The following is a 19,308-nucleotide window of genomic DNA, read 5'->3' as shown; positions in this document are numbered from 1 at the left end:
AGGCTTTCTATGCCGCATACCGCTGCTACCCGCTATCTCACCGCGCTCGCCGAGCACGGCATCGAGTCGTTCTTCGTCAATGCGGGGACCGATTTCGCACCCATTGTCGAGGCCTACGCCGACAACAAGGAGGCCGGCGGTCCGCCGCTGCCGACGCCCGTCCTCTGCGCCCACGAGAACCTCGCCGGCGGCATGGCCCACGGCGCCGCCCTGGTGTCGGGACGACCGCAGGCGCTGATGCTCCACGTCAACGTCGGCACCGGGAACGCCGTGTGCTCGGTCGCCAACGCCGCCCGCGATCGCATCCCGCTGCTCGTCACCGCCGGGCGCTCGCCGATCCTCGAGTTCGGCGCCACCGGGGCCCGTGACCTGCCGATCCACTGGTCCCAGGAGATGTTCGACCAGGCCAGTATGGTGCGCGAGTTCGTCAAGTGGGACTACGAGCTGCGCGATCCACGACAGGCCGATGCCGTCGTGGACCGCGCCCTGAGCCTCGCCACCGCGCACCCCCGCGGGCCCGTGTACCTGTCGCTGCCCCGCGAGGTCCTCGCCGAACCGGCGGAGGAACCGGCGGACGCCGTGCGCCCGCGCACGCCCGTCCCGACCACCGTGCAGCCCGACCCCGACGCCGTCGACGTGCTCGCCGACCGGCTCGCCACCGCCGAGTTCCCGGTCATCGTGGCGACCGCGGCCGGAGCCGAGCCCGACGCCGCCGAACTGCTCGGCGATCTGTGCGCCCGGTTCGGGATCGGCGTGGCCGATCCGTGGGCCCGCTATCTGAATGTCGCCTCCGACCATCCGCACCGCGTCGGGTCCGACGTGGCGGCCGTCTTCGAGCGGGCCGACGTGGTCGTGTTCGTGGAGTGCGACGTCCCGTGGATCCAGGCGCGCACGGCACCGCCGGCCGACTGCTTCGTCGCCCAGGTGGGCGTCGATCCGCTGTTCTCCGCCTACCCGATGCGGACGCACCGCTCCGACCTCACCATCAGCGCCACGCCCGCCGCGTTCCTGACCCGGTTGATCGCCGCCCTCGAGGATCGCGCCGACGGCATCGATCAGGCCCGGGCCGAACGCATCCGTGAGGTCGCCGCGGCGAGTCGTGCCGCCATCGACGAGCTCCGGCGGCAGGAGGCCGATCGCGACGCCGACGCGCCGATCACGACGGCGGCCATCTCGGCCGCCCTCGGCGACCTGCTCGACGACGACGACATCGTGTTCAACGAGTACGTGGCGTACCCCGACCTGCTGCGCCGGACGCGGCCCGCCACGTACTTCTTCCTTCCGGCGTCCGGTGGTCTGGGCTGGGGCCTGCCCGCGGCGCTCGGCGCCAAGCACGCCGCACCGCACCGCACGGTGGTCGCCACGCTCGGCGACGGCGCCTACATGTTCGCCAATCCGGCGGCGTGCCACCACGCCGCGGCCAAGCACAACCTGCCGGTGCTGACGATCGTGGCCAACAACAGCAACTGGACCGCGGTCGACATGGCGACGTACCTCGTCTATCCCGACGGCACCGCGGCCACCACGGGCGAGGACCGGTTCTCCAACCTGTCGCCCTCGCCGGACCTGGCGTCCTACTGCATCGCGTCGGGCGGCTACGGCGCGACGGTCCACCACCGCAGCGAGCTCGCGGGCGCGCTCAAGGAGGCGCTTCGCGTCGTGCGCGAAGAGGGACGTCAGGCCCTCCTCGACATCCGCTGTAAATGACCCCCTCGTCACCATTGCCGAGTCGCAGGCCCGGGCCGGTCCCGTCGCCGGGCCTGCGACTCGCCGTTCACCCGATGGAGATCTGATGCGTTACAACCACGCCGAGCTGTTCGCCGGCGTCGCCGCGGCGACACCCGAGCGCGAGTGCATCGTGTTCGGGGAACGGCGGCTCACCTACCGCGACGTGGCGGGGCGAGTCAATCGGCTGGCGAATCTTCTACTGTCGCAAGGGATCACGATCCACCGGTCGCGCGCCGACCTGCCGCTGTGGGAGTCGGGCCAGGACCATGTCGCGCTGTACCTGTACAACGGCAACGAGTACCTGGAGGGGATGCTGGGCGCCGCGACCGCGCGCGCGGCGTCATTCAATGTCAACTATCGGTACGTCGAAGCCGAGCTCACCTACCTCCTCGACGACGCCTCGGCGCGCGCGATCATCTACCACGCCCGTTTCGCGCCGACGCTCGCCGCGGTCCTCGACTCGCTGCGCGAGCGGCCGGTGCTGCTGCTCCAGGTGGCGGACGAATCCGGTAACGCATTGCTGCCCGGCGCCCTCGACTACGAGGAAGCCCTGGCGGCCTCCAGCCCCGACGCTCCTCGGACCGCGCCTGACGCCGACGACCTGTACCTGGTCTACACGGGCGGCACGACCGGGATGCCGAAGGGCACGATGTGGGCCCAGGCGGACATCCTCGAAAGCGCCCTGGCCGCATTCCTTCCGGCGGGCCTGTTCGACGTGACGACGCTCGCCGAGGGCGTCGAACTGGTCCTCGCCGCTGACCCGCGAGTCGTCCTGCCGCTGCCGCCGCTCATGCATGCCGCAGCCCAGTGGCTCGCCCTGGCCGGTGTGTTGACCGGCGGCAAAGTCGTCTTCCCCGGCGTCGTGGACCGGCTCGACCCCGCATCGGTGTGGGAGGTGATCGACGGTGAGGGCGTGCAGCTCATGAACCTGGTCGGGAACGCGTTCGCGACCCCGCTGTGCGACGAGTTCGAGCGCGGCGGCCACCACGGGCGTTCCCTGCAGCTGGTCGGTGTCGGCGGCGCGGTCACCAGCGCATCGGTGAAGGACCGCATCCTGCGGCTGCTGCCGCACGTCGCGATCGCGGACGTCGCGGGCTCCTCGGAGACCGGCTCTCAGCTGTCGAACCTGAGCACGAGCGCGGCGCCGGCGACCTCGGGTGTCTTCACACCGGCGCCCGGCACCTGCGTGGTGGACGAGGATCGTCGCCGGATCCTCGAGCCGGGCGATCCGGCGACCGGATGGCTGGCCCGGCACGGCGCCATCCCGTTCGGGTACCTCGGTGACCGCGACAAGACCGAGCGCACGTTCCCCACCGTCGCGGGACGCCGCGTGGCGCTGCCCGGGGATCGGGCGCGGCACCGGGCCGACGGCAGCATCGAGCTGCTCGGCCGCGACTCGGTGACGATCAACTCCGGCGGCGAGAAGATCTTCGCCGAGGAGGTCGAGGACGCGCTGATCGCCCATCCCGCCATCCGCGACGTCATCGTCGTGGGCCGGCCGAGCGAGCGCTGGGGCAACGAGACCGTCGCGGTCGTGCAGCTGCTGCCCGGACACGACCCGACCGACAAGGAACTCCTGGCCGACGCCGAGCAGCGACTCGCCCGGTACAAGCTGCCGAAGGCCATCATCCGCGTGGACGCGGTGGTCCGCGGCCCGGCGGGGAAGGCCGACTATCGCTGGGCCAGCGACATCGCCGCACAAGATTCACCTGCACACAAGGAAACAAGCAAATGACCATGACCACCGAACCGATCGTCGACGTCGCGCCCCAGGAACTGCAGCGTCTCCTCGATGCCCAGCGGGCCGCCCAGGCCCTGGACCCGATCCCCGACGCCGCGACCCGCCGCGACCGCATCGACCGCTTCGTCGCCGCCGTCCTCGAGCACAGTGCAGAACTCGCTGAAGCGCTGAACGCCGACTTCGGCAGTCGTCCCGTGACCACCTCGATGGAGGTCGACATCCTCGGCGGCCTGGAGGGGATCGCCAACACCCGGGCGCACCTCGAGGAGTGGATGGCCCCGACCGAGGTGCCCGCGGCGATGGGCGGGGTCATCCCGGCCACCGTGCAGAATCGCCCCAAGGGTGTGGTCGGCGTCATCGGCCCGTGGAACTTCCCGATCGTGCTCGTCTTCGTGCCGGCCGTGGAAGCGCTCGCCGCCGGCAATCGGGTGATGATCAAGTTCTCCGACATGGCCCCGCGGACCGGGGCGGTGTTCGCTCGTGCGGTGGCCTCGCGGATGAGCCCCGAGGAGGTCGTGGTCGTCAACGGTGGATTGGCAACCGCCACCGCATTTTCCGACCTGCGATTCGACCACATCTTCTTCACCGGTTCCCCGAAGGTCGGCCGCCTCGTCGCCGTCGCCGCGGGCCGGAACCTGGTGCCGGTGACGCTCGAGCTGGGCGGCAAGAACCCCGCGATCGTCGCCCCCGACGCCGATGTCGCCGAGGCCGCGACGCGCGTGGCCGCCGCTCGCCTGTTCAACAACGGCCAGGTGTGCCTGTCGCCGGACTACGCCTTCGTCCCCGCATCGAAGAAGGACGCCTTCGTCGAGGCGTACCGGAAGGCGGTGCTGACGTACTTCCCGACCTTCCTCGACAACCCTGACGTGGTGTCGATGGTCAACGACGCGAACTACGCGCGGGTCACCGGACTGGTCGCGGATGCCAAGTCCAAGGGTGCGGTGGAGGTCGTGATCGTGCCGGAGGCGGAGAAGGACCGGCTGCCGGCCGCGGGTTCTCGCCGCCTGCCGCCGACGCTGCTGCTCGACACCCCGGCCGACGCCGAGATCAACACCGAGGAGATCTTCGGCCCGGTGCTGGTGTTGCACACCTACTCCGATGTCGACGAGGCCATCGCCTTCGTCGCGGCCGGCGAACATCCGCTGTCGGCCTATTGGTACGGCGGCGACACCGACGATTTCCAGCGGTTCTTGCTGAACACCACGTCGGGCGGGGTCTCGCGCAACGACTTCGGCCTGGCGTACAGCAACCACGCCATGCCGTTCGGCGGTGTCGGGATGAGTGGTTCGGGCGCCTATCACGGCAAGGCCGGGTTCGACACGTTCTCCCACCAGCGTCCGATCGCCCACCACGACCTGCCGACCGGGTTGGCCGGGGCGCTCGTTCCGCCGCTGACACCCGAGCGGATCGCCGGTGTAGCCGCCGTTGCCGCCGCCGCGACAGCCGACACCGTCGCCCGGCTGGGCCGACCCGACGAGCGAGGCCGGCTGTGAGCGAGTTCGAGACGATCCGCTACGAGCGCCCGGCCGAGAAGGTCGCCCGGATCGTGCTCGACCGCGCCGACGCCAGGAACGCGCAGAGCATGCAGCTGCTGTACGAGCTCAACGACGCGTTCGACCTTGCCGCGCAAGATGATTCGATCAGCGTGATCATCCTCGCCGCGAACGGTCCGCACTTCTCGGCCGGACACGATCTACGCGACGATGCGGGCCCGCAGGTGGTGGCCGATCACCGGCGGATCGGCACCTGGTGCGGCTTCGGTTGCGCCGGCGCCGAATCGCGGATGGCGATCGAGAAAGAGATGTACATCGGGCTGTCGGAGCGGTGGCGCAATCTGCCGAAGCCGACCATCGCCGCCGTGCAGGGCAAGGTCATCTCCGGTGGCCTCATGCTGGTGTGGCCCTGCGACCTGATCGTCGCCGCCGAGGACGCGCTGTTCCAGGACAACACCGTGTCGATGGGCGTGTCCGGCGCCGAGTTCTTCAACCACCCGTTCGAGGTCGGCGTCCGGAAGGCGAAGGAGATGCTGTTCACCTCCGACTTCCTGACGGCCGCCGAGGTCCATCGGCTGGGCATGGTGAATCACGTCGTGCCCCTCGACGAGCTGCAGTCGTTCACGCTGCGGCTGGCGTCGCGCATCGCCGAGAAGCCGCTGTTCGCGCTCAAACTGGCGAAGGAGTCCGTCAACGTCGCCCAGGACAACCAGGGTCGCGTCAACGCGATGCAGACGTCCTTCGCGTACCACCAGTTGTGCCACAGCCACAATCAGCAGGTCCACGGGTTGCCGATCGATCCGGATTTCATGCGGCAGACGTTCGGGACGAAGGCCGGGGTGGGGTCGTGAACTGTCCCGCCGAGCGCTGAAGAGGCCACGATGACCAGCGTTGTGCTCATCGATGCGGGCCGGTCGGCAATCATCCCGGATGATCCCGACCTGCCCGAAACGCCCACCGGGCTGGCCGAGGACGTGATTCGTGCGCTGCTGCGCCGGACCTGCCTCGACCAGTCGGAACTCACCGAGCTGTTCCTGGCCGACCCCCGCTGCCTGTCGACGGGACGCTCGGCCGGCCGGCCCGGCTGGGTCTTCGACCGGCCACCGCTCGACCTGACGACCACGGTCGGCACGAACAGTGCGTTGAGCCTGGCGCAGGCGGTCAGAACGATCGAGCAGAACCCGGAGATGATCGCGGTCGTCGCGGCGACCGACTTCGGACTGGGCTCCGGCCACCGCCATACCGGTGCCGAGATCTACCTGAGGCAGCACACGGCACGGGTGGTCGCCGCCTGGTGGGATGTCGCCTCCGACGAGATGGCGGGCTGGGCCCGTTCGTCGTACACCCGATCCGCCGAGTGCTCGGCAGCCGGGGACTTCGCGGCCGAGATCGTCTCCAGCACACCGGGATATCTCGCCGACTGCTTCCACAAGCCGGTCGCGGGCGACGCGTTCACCGGCTGGGCAGGTGCGGGCACGGTGCCGGAGCACGATTTCATCGACGACGGGCTGGTCGTCACAGCCCACCCGGCCCGCGGCGCGAGCGCGATCATCCTGGCCGGCGAGCAGAACGCGATCAGGCTGGGTCTGCGATACCGCGCCCGCCTGCAGGCGACGCGTGCGATCCGCGCATCCAGCGAGTTCGGTATCGCCCCGCTCAGTCCGCACGCTGTCGACGAGCTCCTCGCCCCCTGTGGCCTCGACTTCGGCGGTCTCGACCAGCTCGAGGTCCCGGAGCAGTACGCCGTGACGCCGGTGGCGTGGATGAAGGAGACCGGAATCAGCGAGTTCCTGGTGAACCCGCGCGGCGGGGACCTCGCATTCGGTCACCTTCCCCGTTCCGGCCGGCTGCGGTCGCTGGTCACGATGTTGAACTCGCTGGAAGACACCGGTGGCCGGGCCGGTGCGCTGGTCGCCTCCGACGCCCACCGAACCACCGCTTTCGTCCTCACCGTCCCCGACCACCATTCGTAAGGAGAGAAGTAATGAAGGCCGCTCTGTTCTACGGCAAGGAAGACCTCCGCGTCGAGGAGGTGCCGGACTCCCGCCCCGGTCCCGGCCAGGTGAAGCTGCGCAACGCCTTCGCGGGCATTTGCGGCTCCGACCTCCACTTCTACTTCTTCCCAGAGGCCTTGCCGATGGACCTCGACCACCCACATCCCCTGACCGGCGCCACACTGCCGCAGATCCTGGGCCATGAGTTCGCCGGCACCGTGGTCGACATCGGCGAGGGCGTGACGGACGTGAAGATCGGCGACCGTGCCGCGGTGTACCCGCTGCTGGTCTCCTGTGGTGAGTGCGCCGCGTGCCGCCGGGGCCTTCGCTTCTCCTGCCGGATGATGGGCTCGCTCGGCGCGGGCGCGCACGGCGGCGGCCTGTCCGAGTTCACGACGGTCGACGTATCGGCGCTGCACCTGCTGCCCGAGAATGTGGACCTGCGGATGGGTGCGCTGGTCGAGCCGATGGCGGTCGGCTGGCATGCCGTCGCGCGCAGCGGAGTGGAGGCCGGCGGTACGGCGCTCATTGCGGGAGCGGGGCCGATCGGCATCGGCGCGTGGTTCGCGTTCAAGGCGCGCGGAGTGGAGAAGGTGCTCGTTTCCGAGCCGAGCGCGGACCGTCGCGCGATCATCGCCGCACTGGGTGCGACCGTCGTCGATCCGGTGCACGAGGACCTCGCCGCCGCGGTTGCCGAGTTGACCGATGGCGGCGGTGTGGACGCCGCCGTGGACGCGGCCGGAGCCGGTCCCGCGATCACCTCGGCCCTGGCGAGCCTCGTCCCCGGTGGGCGCGTCGTGGTCGTCGCGCTCCACGAGCATCCGATGGAACTCCAGCCCACGCAGCTCATGATGGCCGAGACCGAGATCGTGGGAGCGGTCGGCTATTTGCCGGAGGAGTTCGACGCCGTCATCGCCGCAATGGCGAACGGCATCTACGACACCACCGGATGGGTGCGGGAGATCCCGTTGACGGGCGTCGTCGACGCCATCCACGCGCTGCGTAGCGGTACCGACGCGAAGATCCTCATCCAGCTGAATTGACCGTGCCCGAGCGTTGATACGGGCTTATTCGATAACTTGAAATGGTTTTATGAAAGGTGTTTGCCCAGGGCAATCGCCTATATTTTCTGTGCGCTAATGTTGTGCAGAGGAAATCAAATTAATACTTGACGCCGGTCTCGATGGCATTCTAGGTTTTTATACATGACGCAATTGTCCAAGAAACAAATGGAAGAAATCCTCCTCGCTCACGAGATCGCTGAGCTGGAAATGGATGTCGAAGCCACCATGGCGACGCTGACCCCCAACCCGCATTACGAGCTCGCATCCCTCGGATTGGCGGTCGACGGGACCGATGCGGTTCGCGAAACGTATCGGCGGATCCTGCCCAATCGGGGGCGGAATGTCGCTGCCGAGAAGCGAGTCCACGCGGTGGCCGATAATACGCTGCTGCGTGAGGCGTTCATGTCGTTCAACACGCTCGAGGGCGAGCGGGTCACCGGCCTGTACCTGGTGGTGATGGCTTTCGATCCCGATCTGAAGCTGATCTCCGGCGAGCGGATGTACATGGACCCCAACTTCGCGAAGATGATGTCCGAACAGCTCGGTCCCGACTTCGGCGATCTGCCCGGCGTTTCGAAAATCGGTGATTCGGCGCCCAGCATCGAAAAGCATGACGCGTACAAATACGCTGCTGCTCGCGGGCTGACCATCAATGCGCCGAAGTAGGCCCTGCGACCATCGAGTCGCATAAAACCGGACTGCGTGCCGCACCGAGTCCATACCCTATGGCTGAAGAAGGACCATCGTTTTGAACAGCGAGGCATATATCTACGAGGCGATCCGCACGCCTCGGGGCAAGAACAAGGGCGGATCCCTGCACGGGACGAAGCCTATCGACCTCGTGGTCGGCCTTATCGACGAGCTGAAGGCACGCAATCCGGGGCTGGACCCCGCGGCGATCAACGACATCATTCTGGGCGTCGTTTCGCCGGTCGGGGACCAGGGTGGCGATATCGCCCGTGCCGCCGCGATGGGCGCCGGCCTGCCGGACACGGTCGCCGGCGTGCAGTTGAACCGGTTCTGCTCCTCGGGACTCGAGTCGGTCAACCAGGCGGCGGCGCGCGTGCGTTCGGGCTGGGAGAACCTGATCATCGCCGGTGGTGTCGAGTCGATGTCGCGGGTGCCGATGGGCGCCGATGGCGGCGCGATCTTCAACGACCCGGCTTTGACGTATGACAACTTCATCGCACCGCAGGGCATCGGCGCCGACCTGATCGCGACCATCGAGGGCTTCTCGCGTGCGGACGTCGACCGCTTCGCCGTGCGGTCGCAGGACCGCGCCGAGGCCGCGTGGTCCGGCGGGTATTTCACGAAATCCGTTGTGCCGGTGAAGGACATCAACGGCGTGACGATCCTCGACCACGACGAACATCGCCGTCCCGGCAGCACCGTCGAGACCCTCGGCAAGCTGAAGCCCGCCTTCGCGGGCATCGGTGAGGTGGGCGGTTTCGACGCGGTGGCGCTGCAGAAGTATCACTGGGTCGAGCGGATCGACCACGTGCACACCGGCGGGAACTCTTCCGGCATCGTCGACGGCGCCGCCCTGGTGCTGATCGGGAACGAGCAGGTCGGCAAGGATCTCGGTCTCACCCCGCGCGCCCGCATCGTGGCCGCCGCGATCACCGGGTCGGATCCGACGATCATGCTGACCGGTCCCACGCCGGCCACCCGGAAGGTGCTCGACCTGGCCGGGCTGACCGTCGACGACATCGACCTCTTCGAGCTCAACGAGGCGTTCGCGTCGGTCGTGCTGAAGTGGATGAAGGATCTGGAACTGCCGGACGAGAAGGTCAACGTCAATGGCGGCGCGATCGCGATGGGGCACCCGCTGGGCGCCACCGGCGCGATGATCCTCGGGACCATGGTGGACGAGCTGGAGCGGCGGCAGGCCCGGCGCGCACTGCTGTCGTTGTGCGTCGGCGGCGGCATGGGTATCGCGACGATCATCGAGCGGGTGTGAGGACATGACCAACACGATTCGCTGGGACCAGGACGCCGACGGCATCGTCGTGCTGACCCTGGACGACCCGAACCAGCCCGCCAACACGATGAACGCCGACTTCCAGGAGTCCTTCGGTCAGGTCGTGGACCGGCTGGAGGCCGAGCGGGACTCGATCACCGGCGTGGTGATCGCGTCGGCGAAGAGCTCGTTCTTCGCGGGTGGTGATCTGCGGGACCTGATCCGGGCGACGCCGGAGCACACCGAGCACGTCACCGAGTCGACCACTGCGCTGAACGCGCGGCTGCGCCGGCTGGAGACGCTGGGCAAGCCGGTCGTGGCGGCCATCAACGGCCTCTGCCTGGGCGGCGGCTTCGAGATCGTGCTCGCGACGCACCACCGCATCGCGGCGAATGTCGAGGGCGTCGTCGTCGGATCACCCGAGGTCACCTTCGGCCTGATGCCCGGTGCGGGCGGCGTCGTCCGCACCACGCGGCTGCTCGGGATCCAGCAGGCGCTCCGCACTGTCCTGATGCGCGGCCAGCGGCATAATCCGGTGCGGGCCAAAGAATTCGGCCTGATCGACGAGCTGGTGTCCACCGTGGACGAACTGCTGCCGAAGGCCAAGGAGTGGATCAAGGCCAACCCCGGGGCCGTGCAGCCGTGGGATGCCGAGGGCTATCGGATACCCGGTGGGTCGCCGTCGGACCCCGCGTTCGCGGCCCACCTGCAGGCCTTGACGGCCACCTTGCGCAAGCAGGTCAAGGGCGCGCCGATGCCCGCCCCGCGGGCGATCCTGGCCGCCGCGATCGAGGGCGCGCAGGTGGACTTCGACTCCGCCACGAAGATCGAGGCGCGCTACTTCGTCAGCATCGTCACCGGTCAGGTCGCGAAGAACATGACCAAGGCGTTCTTCTTCGACCTGCGGCGGATCAACGCGGGCGGTTCGCGTCCCGCTGGCTTCGAGAAGTACGCCGCGCGGAAGGTCGGTGTGCTCGGCGCCGGGATGATGGGCGCTGCCATCGCCTATGTGTCGGCGAAGGCCGGCATCGAGGTGGTGCTGAAGGACGTGTCGCTGGCGAACGCCGTCGAGGGCAAGGGCTACGCGGTCAAGCTCGAGCAAAAGTCCCTGTCGCGGGGCGAGACCACGCAGGAGGCGTCGGATGCGCTGCTCGCGCGGATCACGCCGACGGCCGACCCGGCGGACTTCGCCGGCGTGGACTTCGTGATCGAGGCCGTGTTCGAGAGCCCGGAGCTCAAGCACAAGGTGTTCGGCGAGATCGAGCACATCGTCGACCCGGACGCCGTCCTCGGTTCGAACACCTCCACGCTGCCGATCACGGGTCTCGCCCAGGGCGTGCAGCGCCCGGAGGACTTCATCGGCATCCACTTCTTCTCACCGGTGGACAAGATGCCGCTCGTGGAGATCATTCGCGGCGAGAAGACGTCCGACGCGACGCTCGCGAAGGTCTTCGACTACGTCCTGCAGATCGAGAAGACACCCATCGTCGTCAATGACAGCCGTGGTTTCTTCACCTCGCGCGTGATCGGCACTTTCCTCAACGAGGCCGTGGCCGCGGTCGGTGAGGGTGTCGAGCCGGCGTCGATCGAGCAGGCCGGCGCGCAGGCGGGCTATCCGGCTCCGCCGCTGCAGTTGTGGGACGAGCTGACATTGACGCTGCCGCGCAAGGTCCGGCAGGAGTCGCGTGCCGCGGTCGAGGCCGCGGGCGGCACCTGGACCGCGCACAGCTCGGAAGCCGTCATCGACCGCATGATCGACGAGTTCGACCGCAAGGGCCGCTCCACAGGCGCCGGCTTCTACGACTATGTCGACGGGAAGCGCACCCGCATCTGGCCGGGTCTGCGCACGGCTTTCGGCAGTGGCGGCGAGCAGATCCCGTTCGAGGACCTGCGCGACCGCATGCTGTTCGCCGAGGCGCTGGAGACGGTCAAGTGCCTCGACGAGGGCGTGCTGAACTCCGTGCGGGACGCCAATATCGGTTCGCTGCTCGGCATCGGCTTTCCGGCCTGGACCGGCGGCGTCATCCAGTTCATCAACCAGTACGAGGGCGGTTTGCCGGGCTTCGTGGCCAGGGCCCGCGAGTTGGCCGATCGCTACGGTGACCACTTCCGGCCGCCGCAGTCCCTGGTGGAGAAGGCCGGCAAGGGCGAGATCTACGAGTAGATCTCGATCGGTACGAGTACAGGAAGGCATCCGGGTGGGCCACTACAAGAGCAATGTCCGCGACCTCGAGTTCAACCTGTTCGAGGTGCTGGCGATCGACCGGGTTCTCGACTCGGGAGCGTTCGGCGACCTGGATGCCGCCACGGTCCGCGCCATGCTGGGCGAAGCGGCGCGGCTGGCCGAGGGCCCGCTGGCGGAGTCGTTCGCCGAGGCGGACCGCAACCCGCCGACGTTCGACGCGGCCGCGCACGCGGTATCGCTGCCCGCGTCGTTCATTCGCTCCACGCGGGCCTGGCAGCAGGCCGGCTGGCACAAGGTGGGGCTGAAGGAGGAGGTCGGTGGTACGGCGGCGCCGTCGGTCGTCAAATGGTCGATCTGGGAACTGATCCTCGGCGCCCAGCCCGCGGCGTTCGTCTACACGAGCGGACCGCAGAACGCCGAGATCCTGCACATCCTGGGCACCGCCGCCCAGCGGCGGTGGGCCGAGATCGCGGCCGCTCGCGAGTGGAGCGGGACCATGGTGCTGACCGAGGCCGACGCCGGCTCCGATGTCGGCGCCTGCCGCACGACCGCGATCCGGCAGGCCGACGGCAGCTGGCGGCTCGAGGGTGTGAAGCGATTCATCACCGGCGGCGACTCCGACATCTCGGAGAACATCCTCCATCTGGTGCTGGCACGGCCGGAGGGCGCTGGACCGGGGACGAAGGGGCTGTCGCTGTTCGTGGTGCCGAAATTCCACTTCGACCCCGACACCGGTGAACTCGGCGCCCGCAACGGCGTCTTCGCCACGGGTCTGGAACACAAGATGGGACTCAAGGCGTCGGCGACCTGTGAGCTGACCTTCGGCGGCCACGGTATTCCCGCGGTCGGCTGGCTGGTCGGTGACTCGCACAGCGGGATCTCGCAGATGTTCAAGGTCATCGAGTACGCGCGAATGATGGTCGGCACCAAGGCAATTGCCACGTTGTCCACCGGCTACCTGAACGCGCTCGCGTATGCGAAGACCCGCGTGCAGGGCATCGATCTGACCAGAATGGCCGACAAGCAGGCGTCCCCGGTGACGATCACGCACCACCCCGATGTGCGTCGCAGCCTGATGCTGCAGAAGGCGTACGCCGAGGGCCTGCGCGCGCTGTACCTGTACGTGGCCGCGCACCAGGACGCCGAGTTGGCCAGGGTGGTGTCGGGCGCCGACGCCGAGCTGGCCTTCCACGTCAACCACTTGCTGTTGCCGGTCGTCAAAGGCGTCGGATCGGAACGCGCGTACCAGTGCCTGACCGAGTCCCTGCAGACCCTCGGCGGCTCCGGTTTCCTGCAGGACTACCCGATCGAGCAGTATGTGCGCGATACCAAGATCGATTCGATCTACGAGGGCACCACCGCGATCCAGGCGCAGGATTTCTTCTTCCGCAAGATCGGGCGTGACCGCGGTGCCGCGTTCGCGCACGTGACCGATCAGATCGCGAAGTTCCTCGCCGGCAGCGTCGGAGACGGCCGCCTCGAGCTCGAGCGTGCGCTCCTCGCCACCGCACTCGCGGACGTCGAGGCGATGGTCGCGACCCTCACCGGCTTCCGCTCCGCCGCGCAGCAGGAACCCACCGAGCTGTACCGCATCGGGCTGGTGTCGGTGCAATTTCTGCTCGCCGTCGGCGACCTGCTGATCGGCTGGCTGCTGCTGCGCCAGGCCGACGTCGCGCTCACCGCCATCGACACGTCGGGCAGCACCCCGTTCTACGAGGGGAAGGTCGCCGCCGCCTCTTTCTTCGCCAAAAACGTGCTCCCGCAACTCGGTACAGTGCGCACCATCATCACCGACGTCGACCTCGGGCTGATGGATCTCGACGAGTCGGCGTTCTGAGCGCGGTGGCGATGGCGAGCCTCGCACCGGCGGCCAGGAACCGGCGGGTGTCGTGTGGCGACGCTTGGGTGACCTCCGCGAGAAGGCTGCGGAGACGGTCGTAGCGTTGGTGCAGCTCGTGGCGGATGGGTTGTTCGGATGTGGCCGCGAAGCCGTGCAGGGCGACCAGCAGTAGATCGCGCTCGCCGGCGACCGCGCGGTAGACATCGGCCAGGGCGCTCGCGGACTGCTGCGATGGTTGACTGCAATCATGCCGTGCCGCAGCGGATTCCACGATGTTCTCGAGTCGGTCGAAGGAGTGGTGCAGGGCGGCGAGGAACAGCTGCTGCTTGCTGCCGAAGAGCCTGATCACGTAGGGCTGGGAAACGTTGGCGCGGCGGGCGATGACATCGGTCCGGGTTGCGGTGTACCCGGATTCGGCGAAGGTGGCGACCGCGACCCGGATGATCTGTTCACTGCGTTCGGCGGCGGTCATCCGGTTCTTGGCTGATCCGGTCATCACGGTGCTTTCCGATCGTTGTGCCAGGTTGTCAGAGCTCGCGGGCCGGTGTGGGCAGCGCGAATTCGAAGATCGCACCGCCGCCGTCCGCGCTGTGGACGTCGAGGGTGCCGCCGTGGGCGTGGGCGACCCACCGGGCGATGGGCAGACCGAGTCCGGTCGAACCCGCATTGCTGTGAAAGGCCTCGAAGATCGAGTCGCGGTCGGAGTCTATGAGCCCCGGTCCCCGGTCGGCCACTATTACGCGGCCGCCGGCGACCGTCACGTGTACGCGTGCGGGTTCGCCCGGCAGATGGCCGTGCCGGACCGCGTTGTCGAGGAGATTCCGGATCGCCCGGCGCAGCAGGGTGGGGGCGCCGTTCACGACGGTCGGGGCGGTCGTCGAGGTGAATATCGCTGCGTCGGAGTCGATTTCCTCGATCAGATCGAGCACGATCTGATCGAGGCGCAGTGGCTCGGATTCCATCTCCTCGATCCCCGCGGTGAGCCGGGCACGGGAGAGCAGATCCTCCACGATGTCCCCCATGCGACGCGACAGGCGCACGGTGCGGTCGAGCAGTTCCGTGCGTTGGTCGGGGTGATCACGGGCGGTTTCGGCCAGTGCGCACAGCGCGGCGATCGGCGCGCGCAGGTCGTGCGCGACTCCGGCGAGAATGTCCTCCTGGCTCTCGACCGCGCGAATCCGCGCCGGCAGCAGCTGTGCGGTGAGGAGGTATGTCATGAGGCCGAACGAGGCGATGAGCGCGGCCGTGAGACCGCAGGTGAGCGCGGTGATCTGACGTTGCCGGGCGTGGTCGGGACCCAGGTCTGCCCACGCGATGGCGGCCCCGCCGAAGTGGTCGTACCGCCAATCGTCGACCGGTGTCGCCACCGCGCGGACGGCGCCGCCGGGGTAGGGGATGGTCACCTGCACCGGCACCCGGGTACGGATCGCGCGGGCCCGCATGTCCTGCAGCCGGATCTCGTCGAGGTCGTAGGCGCAGTGCCTGGCGCTGCGGAATTCCTGTGTCCCGACGCTCGTCGCGAAGACGACGGCGAACTGTGGGCAGTCGTCGTCGATCCGCGACAGTCCGTGACCCTGGTAGGTGACCGCGCCGGCGACCGTGGTGAATACCGGGAATCCCTGTGGCACCGCGCCTGCCGGACTGCTCGCCACCTCGTGCGCGGCCGCCGACGCCACGGTGTTCAGCTCTGCGTCGAGTCGTGCGGTGTCGGCGTGCTTCTGTGTGATCAGGTCGACGGCGGCGAAACCGGACAGCGTGACAGTCGCGAAGCCGGTCAGGACCGCGACCGCGATCCACGGTGCGTATCGCAGTCGCCGAGCGGGAGGGATGCGTCGCCAACGTTTCGCGCGCTTCATTCGGCGGGGACGAGCCGGTAGCCGTATCCGCGCAGCGTCCTGATCATTTCGGGTGGCCCGAGCTTGCGCCGGAGCATGGCGATCGTCACGTCCAGCGCGTTGGAGTTGGCCGCCGCGTGCTCGTCCCAGCAGTGTTCGAACAGGTCGGTGCGGGATACGGTGTGCTCGAGGTTGATCATGAGCTGTTCCAGCACCGAGTACTGCTTGAGCGTGAGGCTGAGCAGCACCCCGTCGCGACGGACCTCGCGCCGTCCGAGGTCCATCTCGAGGTCGCCGCACCGCAGCACCGAGGGGCGTCGAGTGTCCCCGCGGTGGCACAGGTTTCGGACCCTGGCGACCAGTTCGGCGATGGCGAAGGGTTTGCCGAGATAGTCGTCGGCATATTCGAGCCCGAGGATGCGATCGTCGACGGAATCGCGGGCGGTGAGGAACATCGCCGGCGTCGACCAGCCTCTTCTGCGTTGACTCGCAAGGTAGTTCACGGCATCGCCGCTGGGCAGCATCCGGTCGAAGACCACACAGTCGTAGCTGGTGACAGCGAGCGCCTCGTCGGCTGCCGGGATATCGGCGACCGCGTCGACGGTCAGGGAGGCGCCGCGCAGCGCGATCACAATGACGGGCCGCAGGTCGTCGTCGTCTTCGGCAACCAAAACACGCACGGGCGATCCTCCATCGAACACGAACAGGTGCGGGGGCGAATGCCCTTGCGCGAGTTGTCGGACGGATGCTTCGGTTCTGCCGGCTCGTTGCGCCATGACCTATTCGAGCGAATCGTACAAGTTGGCCCCCGACCGCGCCCCTCGAGTGTGGTGGCGCTGGCCACTGTGGAACTGGTCGTTTGTGCAGGTCATCTCGGCCAATGACTGGTCATTTGATTAGTTGTGTTTCGGTGTGCGGCTGTGCGCGCGGGAGGCCGGTCGCATCCGCGCGGATTGCTCTCCGATTGCGGATGATCCACTGGTCGTTTACCGCGGTGTCGCCTGGCTTACGGATTCCCGCCCGGAATCGGAAATCCTGGTTCCCGCCCCCGAATTAAGGCTTGATAAAGGTTGCTACAGGCAGGATCGAGACGTGCCGATCGGTATGTCGGCGCGCGGTTCGGGAGAGTGAATTGGCTCGTCTTGCAATGCTTTTCGTGAAACAGCACCGTGATATCGAATGGTGCGAGCGGCAACGACGCCCCTGTTGGTCGAAGTATGTTGTGGCGCAGTCCATATCGAATCTGCCGCACGTTCATCTGTGAGCTTGGCTGATCGAGGAGGAGTCCGATGTCGGAGCAGGGTTCGGTTGTGCGCGGTGGACCGCTCGATCGGTATCTGTCGTTGGGTGACGAGAGCGGGGTGTCGACAGCGGACGCGGTGCCGGTCGCCATCGTGGAGCTCCGGGTGATCGACGGGGTGCGGGCCGGGGGTGTCAATGCCGCCCATGTGCACGCCTTGGCGGAGTCCGGTGCCGATCTCCCGCCGATCCTGGTGCAGCGCAACGGGATGCGCGTGATCGACGGCGTGCATCGTCTGCGGGCGGAGGTCCTCCGTGGACGAGACGTCATTCGTGCGGTGTTCGTGGAGGTGACCGACCAGGAGGCGTTCGCGCTCGCGGTCCGGATGAATGTCGGGCACGGTCTGCCGCTGTCGCTGACCGAGCGGAAGGCGGCGGCGGCTCGCATTCTGGGGGAGTGTCCGTCCTGGTCCGATCGGTACGTCGCGTCCGTCGCCGGATTGTCCGACAAGACCGTCGGGGCCATCCGCAAGCGGTCGGCCGCGGATATTCCGCAGCCGACCGATCGGCTCGCGCGGAACGGCACGATCAGCCGCCGACCGGTGGTCGATGGCCGCCTGCGCGCCGCGGAGCTGCTGCGCTCCCGGCCGCGGCTGCCCCTGCGGGATATCGCGGATGCGGCAGGCATCTCGCTGACGACCGCGAAAGATGTGCGGACCCGGCTGCGGCGGGGTGAGCACCCGCTGCCCGCGCGGCAGCGGTCCATCACCGGACCGAAGGCAGTGCCGGCGGAAGTGGACAGCGCGCCCGGCGACCTCGTCGCCACAGCCGGATCGGACGCCGGTGAACCGGACACGGCGGCAACGGAATTGATGATGCAGCGTTTGCGGCGCGACCCCGCTGTACGCCTGACGGAGGGTGGGCGCTGGCTGCTGCGCTGGCTCGATGCCACGGCGCTCGATCAGCAGGGCTGCGCGCGGGCGATCTCCGGACTGCCCGAGTATCACCTGCACACGGTGGCGCAGCTGGCCCGGCAGCGCAGTGCGGCCTGGCTGCGGATGGCGGAGTCGGTGGAGCGGCGCGCGGGTGCGACGCGGTCGATGGATATCTCGTGATCGGGCGGGCGTCTATTCTTTGACAGTTCTTGTAGAACGATGTTCTACTACCGGTGAGGCGATATTCTCGACATATTGTCCTCGTTCGAAATGTAATGACAGCCGCTCTTGCTAGGTCGGATTATGAACAAGCTTGTGCAAGCTCGATGGTGCTTTCTTTTTCCGGGTCAGGGTTCGCAACGTGTCGGCATGGGGCGAGATCTATATCTGAAATACCACCAGCCGGTGGCGGAGATCTTCGAAACCGCGGACGATATGCTCGGGTTTTCGATATCGCAGATATGCTGGAATGGTCCCGACGAAATTCTCCGACGCACCGATATCACGCAGCCGGCGATATTTCTGGCGAGCTACGCGAGCTATCGCGTGCTCGTCGAACACCTGCCCGCCCCGGCCGTCGTCGCCGGGCACAGCCTGGGCGAGTACACGGCGCTGGTCGCGGCGGGCGTGCTGGACTGGACCGACGCGCTGCGGCTCGTCCAGCGGCGCGGTCAGCTGATGGCCGCGATCAATGAGACCACCCCCGGCGCAATGGCTGTGGCCCTGGGCCTGGCCCCGGATGCGGTGGAGCGCCTGTGCGGTGCCGCGACCGCGGCCACCGGCGAAATCGTGGAAGTGGCCAACTACAACGAGTCGACGCAGACGGTGGTCTCGGGGACGGTGGCGGCGGTCGCGGAGTTCCTGCGCCTCGCGAAGCCCGAACTGCCCGAGGGCGGCAAGATCAAGAAGCTGGATGTCGGCGCACCCTTCCATTGCTCACTGATGTCGGCGGTGGAAGCCGAGTTCGCCGCCGAGTTGGAAACCGTCGAGTTCCGTACTCCGAAAACCCCGGTCGTGGTCAATGTTTCCGGTGATTTCGTCACCACGGGATCCGAGGCGCGGGAGGCTCTGTGCCGCCAGCTGGCCGGGTCCGTCCGGTGGACCGACACCTTGGCGAGGCTGGTCGATTTCGGGGCCGGCACCTTCGTCGAGGTCGGTCCCGGCAAGGTGCTGACGGGGATCTGCCGGCGCAGCTATCCCGATATGGACTGTCACTCCGCGTCCGATGCCCGTCGGATCACCGCACTCCTCGACGAATACACGCTCCCCAACATCGCGTGAGAAGGCCCGGCCG

Annotated in this window: 15 protein-coding genes; 12 read left to right on the top strand and 3 right to left on the bottom strand. The window is 67.9% G+C overall.

The window, feature by feature from the left end:
* Positions 1–9: 9 nt before the first annotated feature.
* The 10 genes from ACWEQQ_RS12395 (at position 10) to ACWEQQ_RS12350 (ending at position 14,002) form a co-directional block, all read left to right on the top strand.
* A complete protein-coding gene (locus ACWEQQ_RS12395; protein WP_452348250.1) occupies positions 10–1,707 on the top strand; it encodes a thiamine pyrophosphate-requiring protein in 1,698 nt (565 codons plus the stop codon).
* A gap of 85 nt (positions 1,708–1,792) precedes the next feature.
* The gene (locus ACWEQQ_RS12390; protein ID WP_452345571.1) at positions 1,793–3,463 is read left to right on the top strand and encodes an acyl-CoA synthetase; all 1,671 of its coding nucleotides are present in this window, start codon (positions 1,793–1,795) and stop codon (positions 3,461–3,463) included.
* A complete protein-coding gene (locus tag ACWEQQ_RS12385; RefSeq protein ID WP_452348249.1) occupies positions 3,460–4,962 on the top strand; it encodes an aldehyde dehydrogenase family protein in 1,503 nt (500 codons plus the stop codon). The genes ACWEQQ_RS12390 and ACWEQQ_RS12385 overlap by 4 nt, the downstream gene beginning before the upstream one ends.
* Positions 4,959–5,813, top strand: a complete 855-nt coding sequence (locus ACWEQQ_RS12380) for an enoyl-CoA hydratase (RefSeq protein ID WP_452348248.1) — start codon at positions 4,959–4,961, stop codon at positions 5,811–5,813. The genes ACWEQQ_RS12385 and ACWEQQ_RS12380 overlap by 4 nt, the downstream gene beginning before the upstream one ends.
* 30 nt (positions 5,814–5,843) lie before the next feature.
* Positions 5,844–6,935 carry a hypothetical protein gene (locus ACWEQQ_RS12375; protein WP_452345568.1) on the top strand — a complete coding sequence of 364 codons (1,092 nt, stop codon included), beginning with the start codon at positions 5,844–5,846 and terminating at the stop codon, positions 6,933–6,935.
* Between the two features lie 11 nt (positions 6,936–6,946).
* Positions 6,947–7,999, top strand: a complete 1,053-nt coding sequence (locus ACWEQQ_RS12370) for a zinc-binding dehydrogenase (protein WP_452348247.1) — start codon at positions 6,947–6,949, stop codon at positions 7,997–7,999.
* Positions 8,000–8,161: 162 nt separating this feature from the next.
* The gene (locus ACWEQQ_RS12365) at positions 8,162–8,686 is read left to right on the top strand and encodes a hypothetical protein (protein WP_452345566.1); all 525 of its coding nucleotides are present in this window, start codon (positions 8,162–8,164) and stop codon (positions 8,684–8,686) included.
* 82 nt (positions 8,687–8,768) lie between these two features.
* Positions 8,769–9,980 (top strand): acetyl-CoA C-acetyltransferase, encoded by a 1,212-nt coding sequence (locus ACWEQQ_RS12360; protein WP_452345565.1) that lies wholly within the window; start codon positions 8,769–8,771, stop codon positions 9,978–9,980.
* 4 nt (positions 9,981–9,984) lie between these two features.
* A complete protein-coding gene (locus tag ACWEQQ_RS12355; protein WP_452348246.1) occupies positions 9,985–12,144 on the top strand; it encodes a 3-hydroxyacyl-CoA dehydrogenase NAD-binding domain-containing protein in 2,160 nt (719 codons plus the stop codon).
* A 34-nt stretch (positions 12,145–12,178) separates the two neighbouring features.
* Positions 12,179–14,002, top strand: a complete 1,824-nt coding sequence (locus ACWEQQ_RS12350) for an acyl-CoA dehydrogenase (RefSeq protein ID WP_452348245.1) — start codon at positions 12,179–12,181, stop codon at positions 14,000–14,002.
* Here ACWEQQ_RS12350 and ACWEQQ_RS12345 read toward each other — a convergent pair.
* The 3 genes from ACWEQQ_RS12345 to ACWEQQ_RS12335 are packed head-to-tail and all read right to left on the bottom strand — an operon-like array spanning position 13,953 to position 16,520.
* On the bottom strand, positions 13,953–14,501 hold the full coding sequence (locus tag ACWEQQ_RS12345) for a TetR/AcrR family transcriptional regulator (RefSeq protein WP_452348321.1): 549 nt from the start codon (positions 14,499–14,501) through the stop codon (positions 13,953–13,955). The genes ACWEQQ_RS12350 and ACWEQQ_RS12345 overlap by 50 nt on opposite strands.
* A 31-nt stretch (positions 14,502–14,532) precedes the next feature.
* Entirely contained in the window at positions 14,533–15,861 is a 1,329-nt protein-coding gene (locus tag ACWEQQ_RS12340) for a sensor histidine kinase (RefSeq protein ID WP_452348244.1), read from the bottom strand.
* The gene (locus ACWEQQ_RS12335) at positions 15,858–16,520 is read right to left on the bottom strand and encodes a winged helix-turn-helix domain-containing protein (protein WP_452345561.1); all 663 of its coding nucleotides are present in this window, start codon (positions 16,518–16,520) and stop codon (positions 15,858–15,860) included. Before ACWEQQ_RS12335 ends, ACWEQQ_RS12340 begins: the two co-directional genes overlap by 4 nt.
* 609 nt (positions 16,521–17,129) lie before the next feature.
* Between ACWEQQ_RS12335 and ACWEQQ_RS12330 the strand changes: the two genes are divergently transcribed.
* On the top strand, positions 17,130–18,194 hold the full coding sequence (locus tag ACWEQQ_RS12330) for a transcriptional regulator (protein ID WP_452348243.1): 1,065 nt from the start codon (positions 17,130–17,132) through the stop codon (positions 18,192–18,194).
* Positions 18,195–18,317: 123 nt separating this feature from the next.
* Positions 18,318–19,295 carry an ACP S-malonyltransferase gene (gene fabD / locus ACWEQQ_RS12325; RefSeq protein ID WP_452348242.1) on the top strand — a complete coding sequence of 326 codons (978 nt, stop codon included), beginning with the start codon at positions 18,318–18,320 and terminating at the stop codon, positions 19,293–19,295.
* The last annotated feature ends 13 nt before the right edge of the window (positions 19,296–19,308 follow it).

The sequence above is a fragment of the Nocardia sp. NPDC004123 genome (assembly GCF_053603795.1).
Note: the sequence above shows the minus strand (reverse complement) of the source record. Positions and strands in the feature narration are given on the sequence as shown.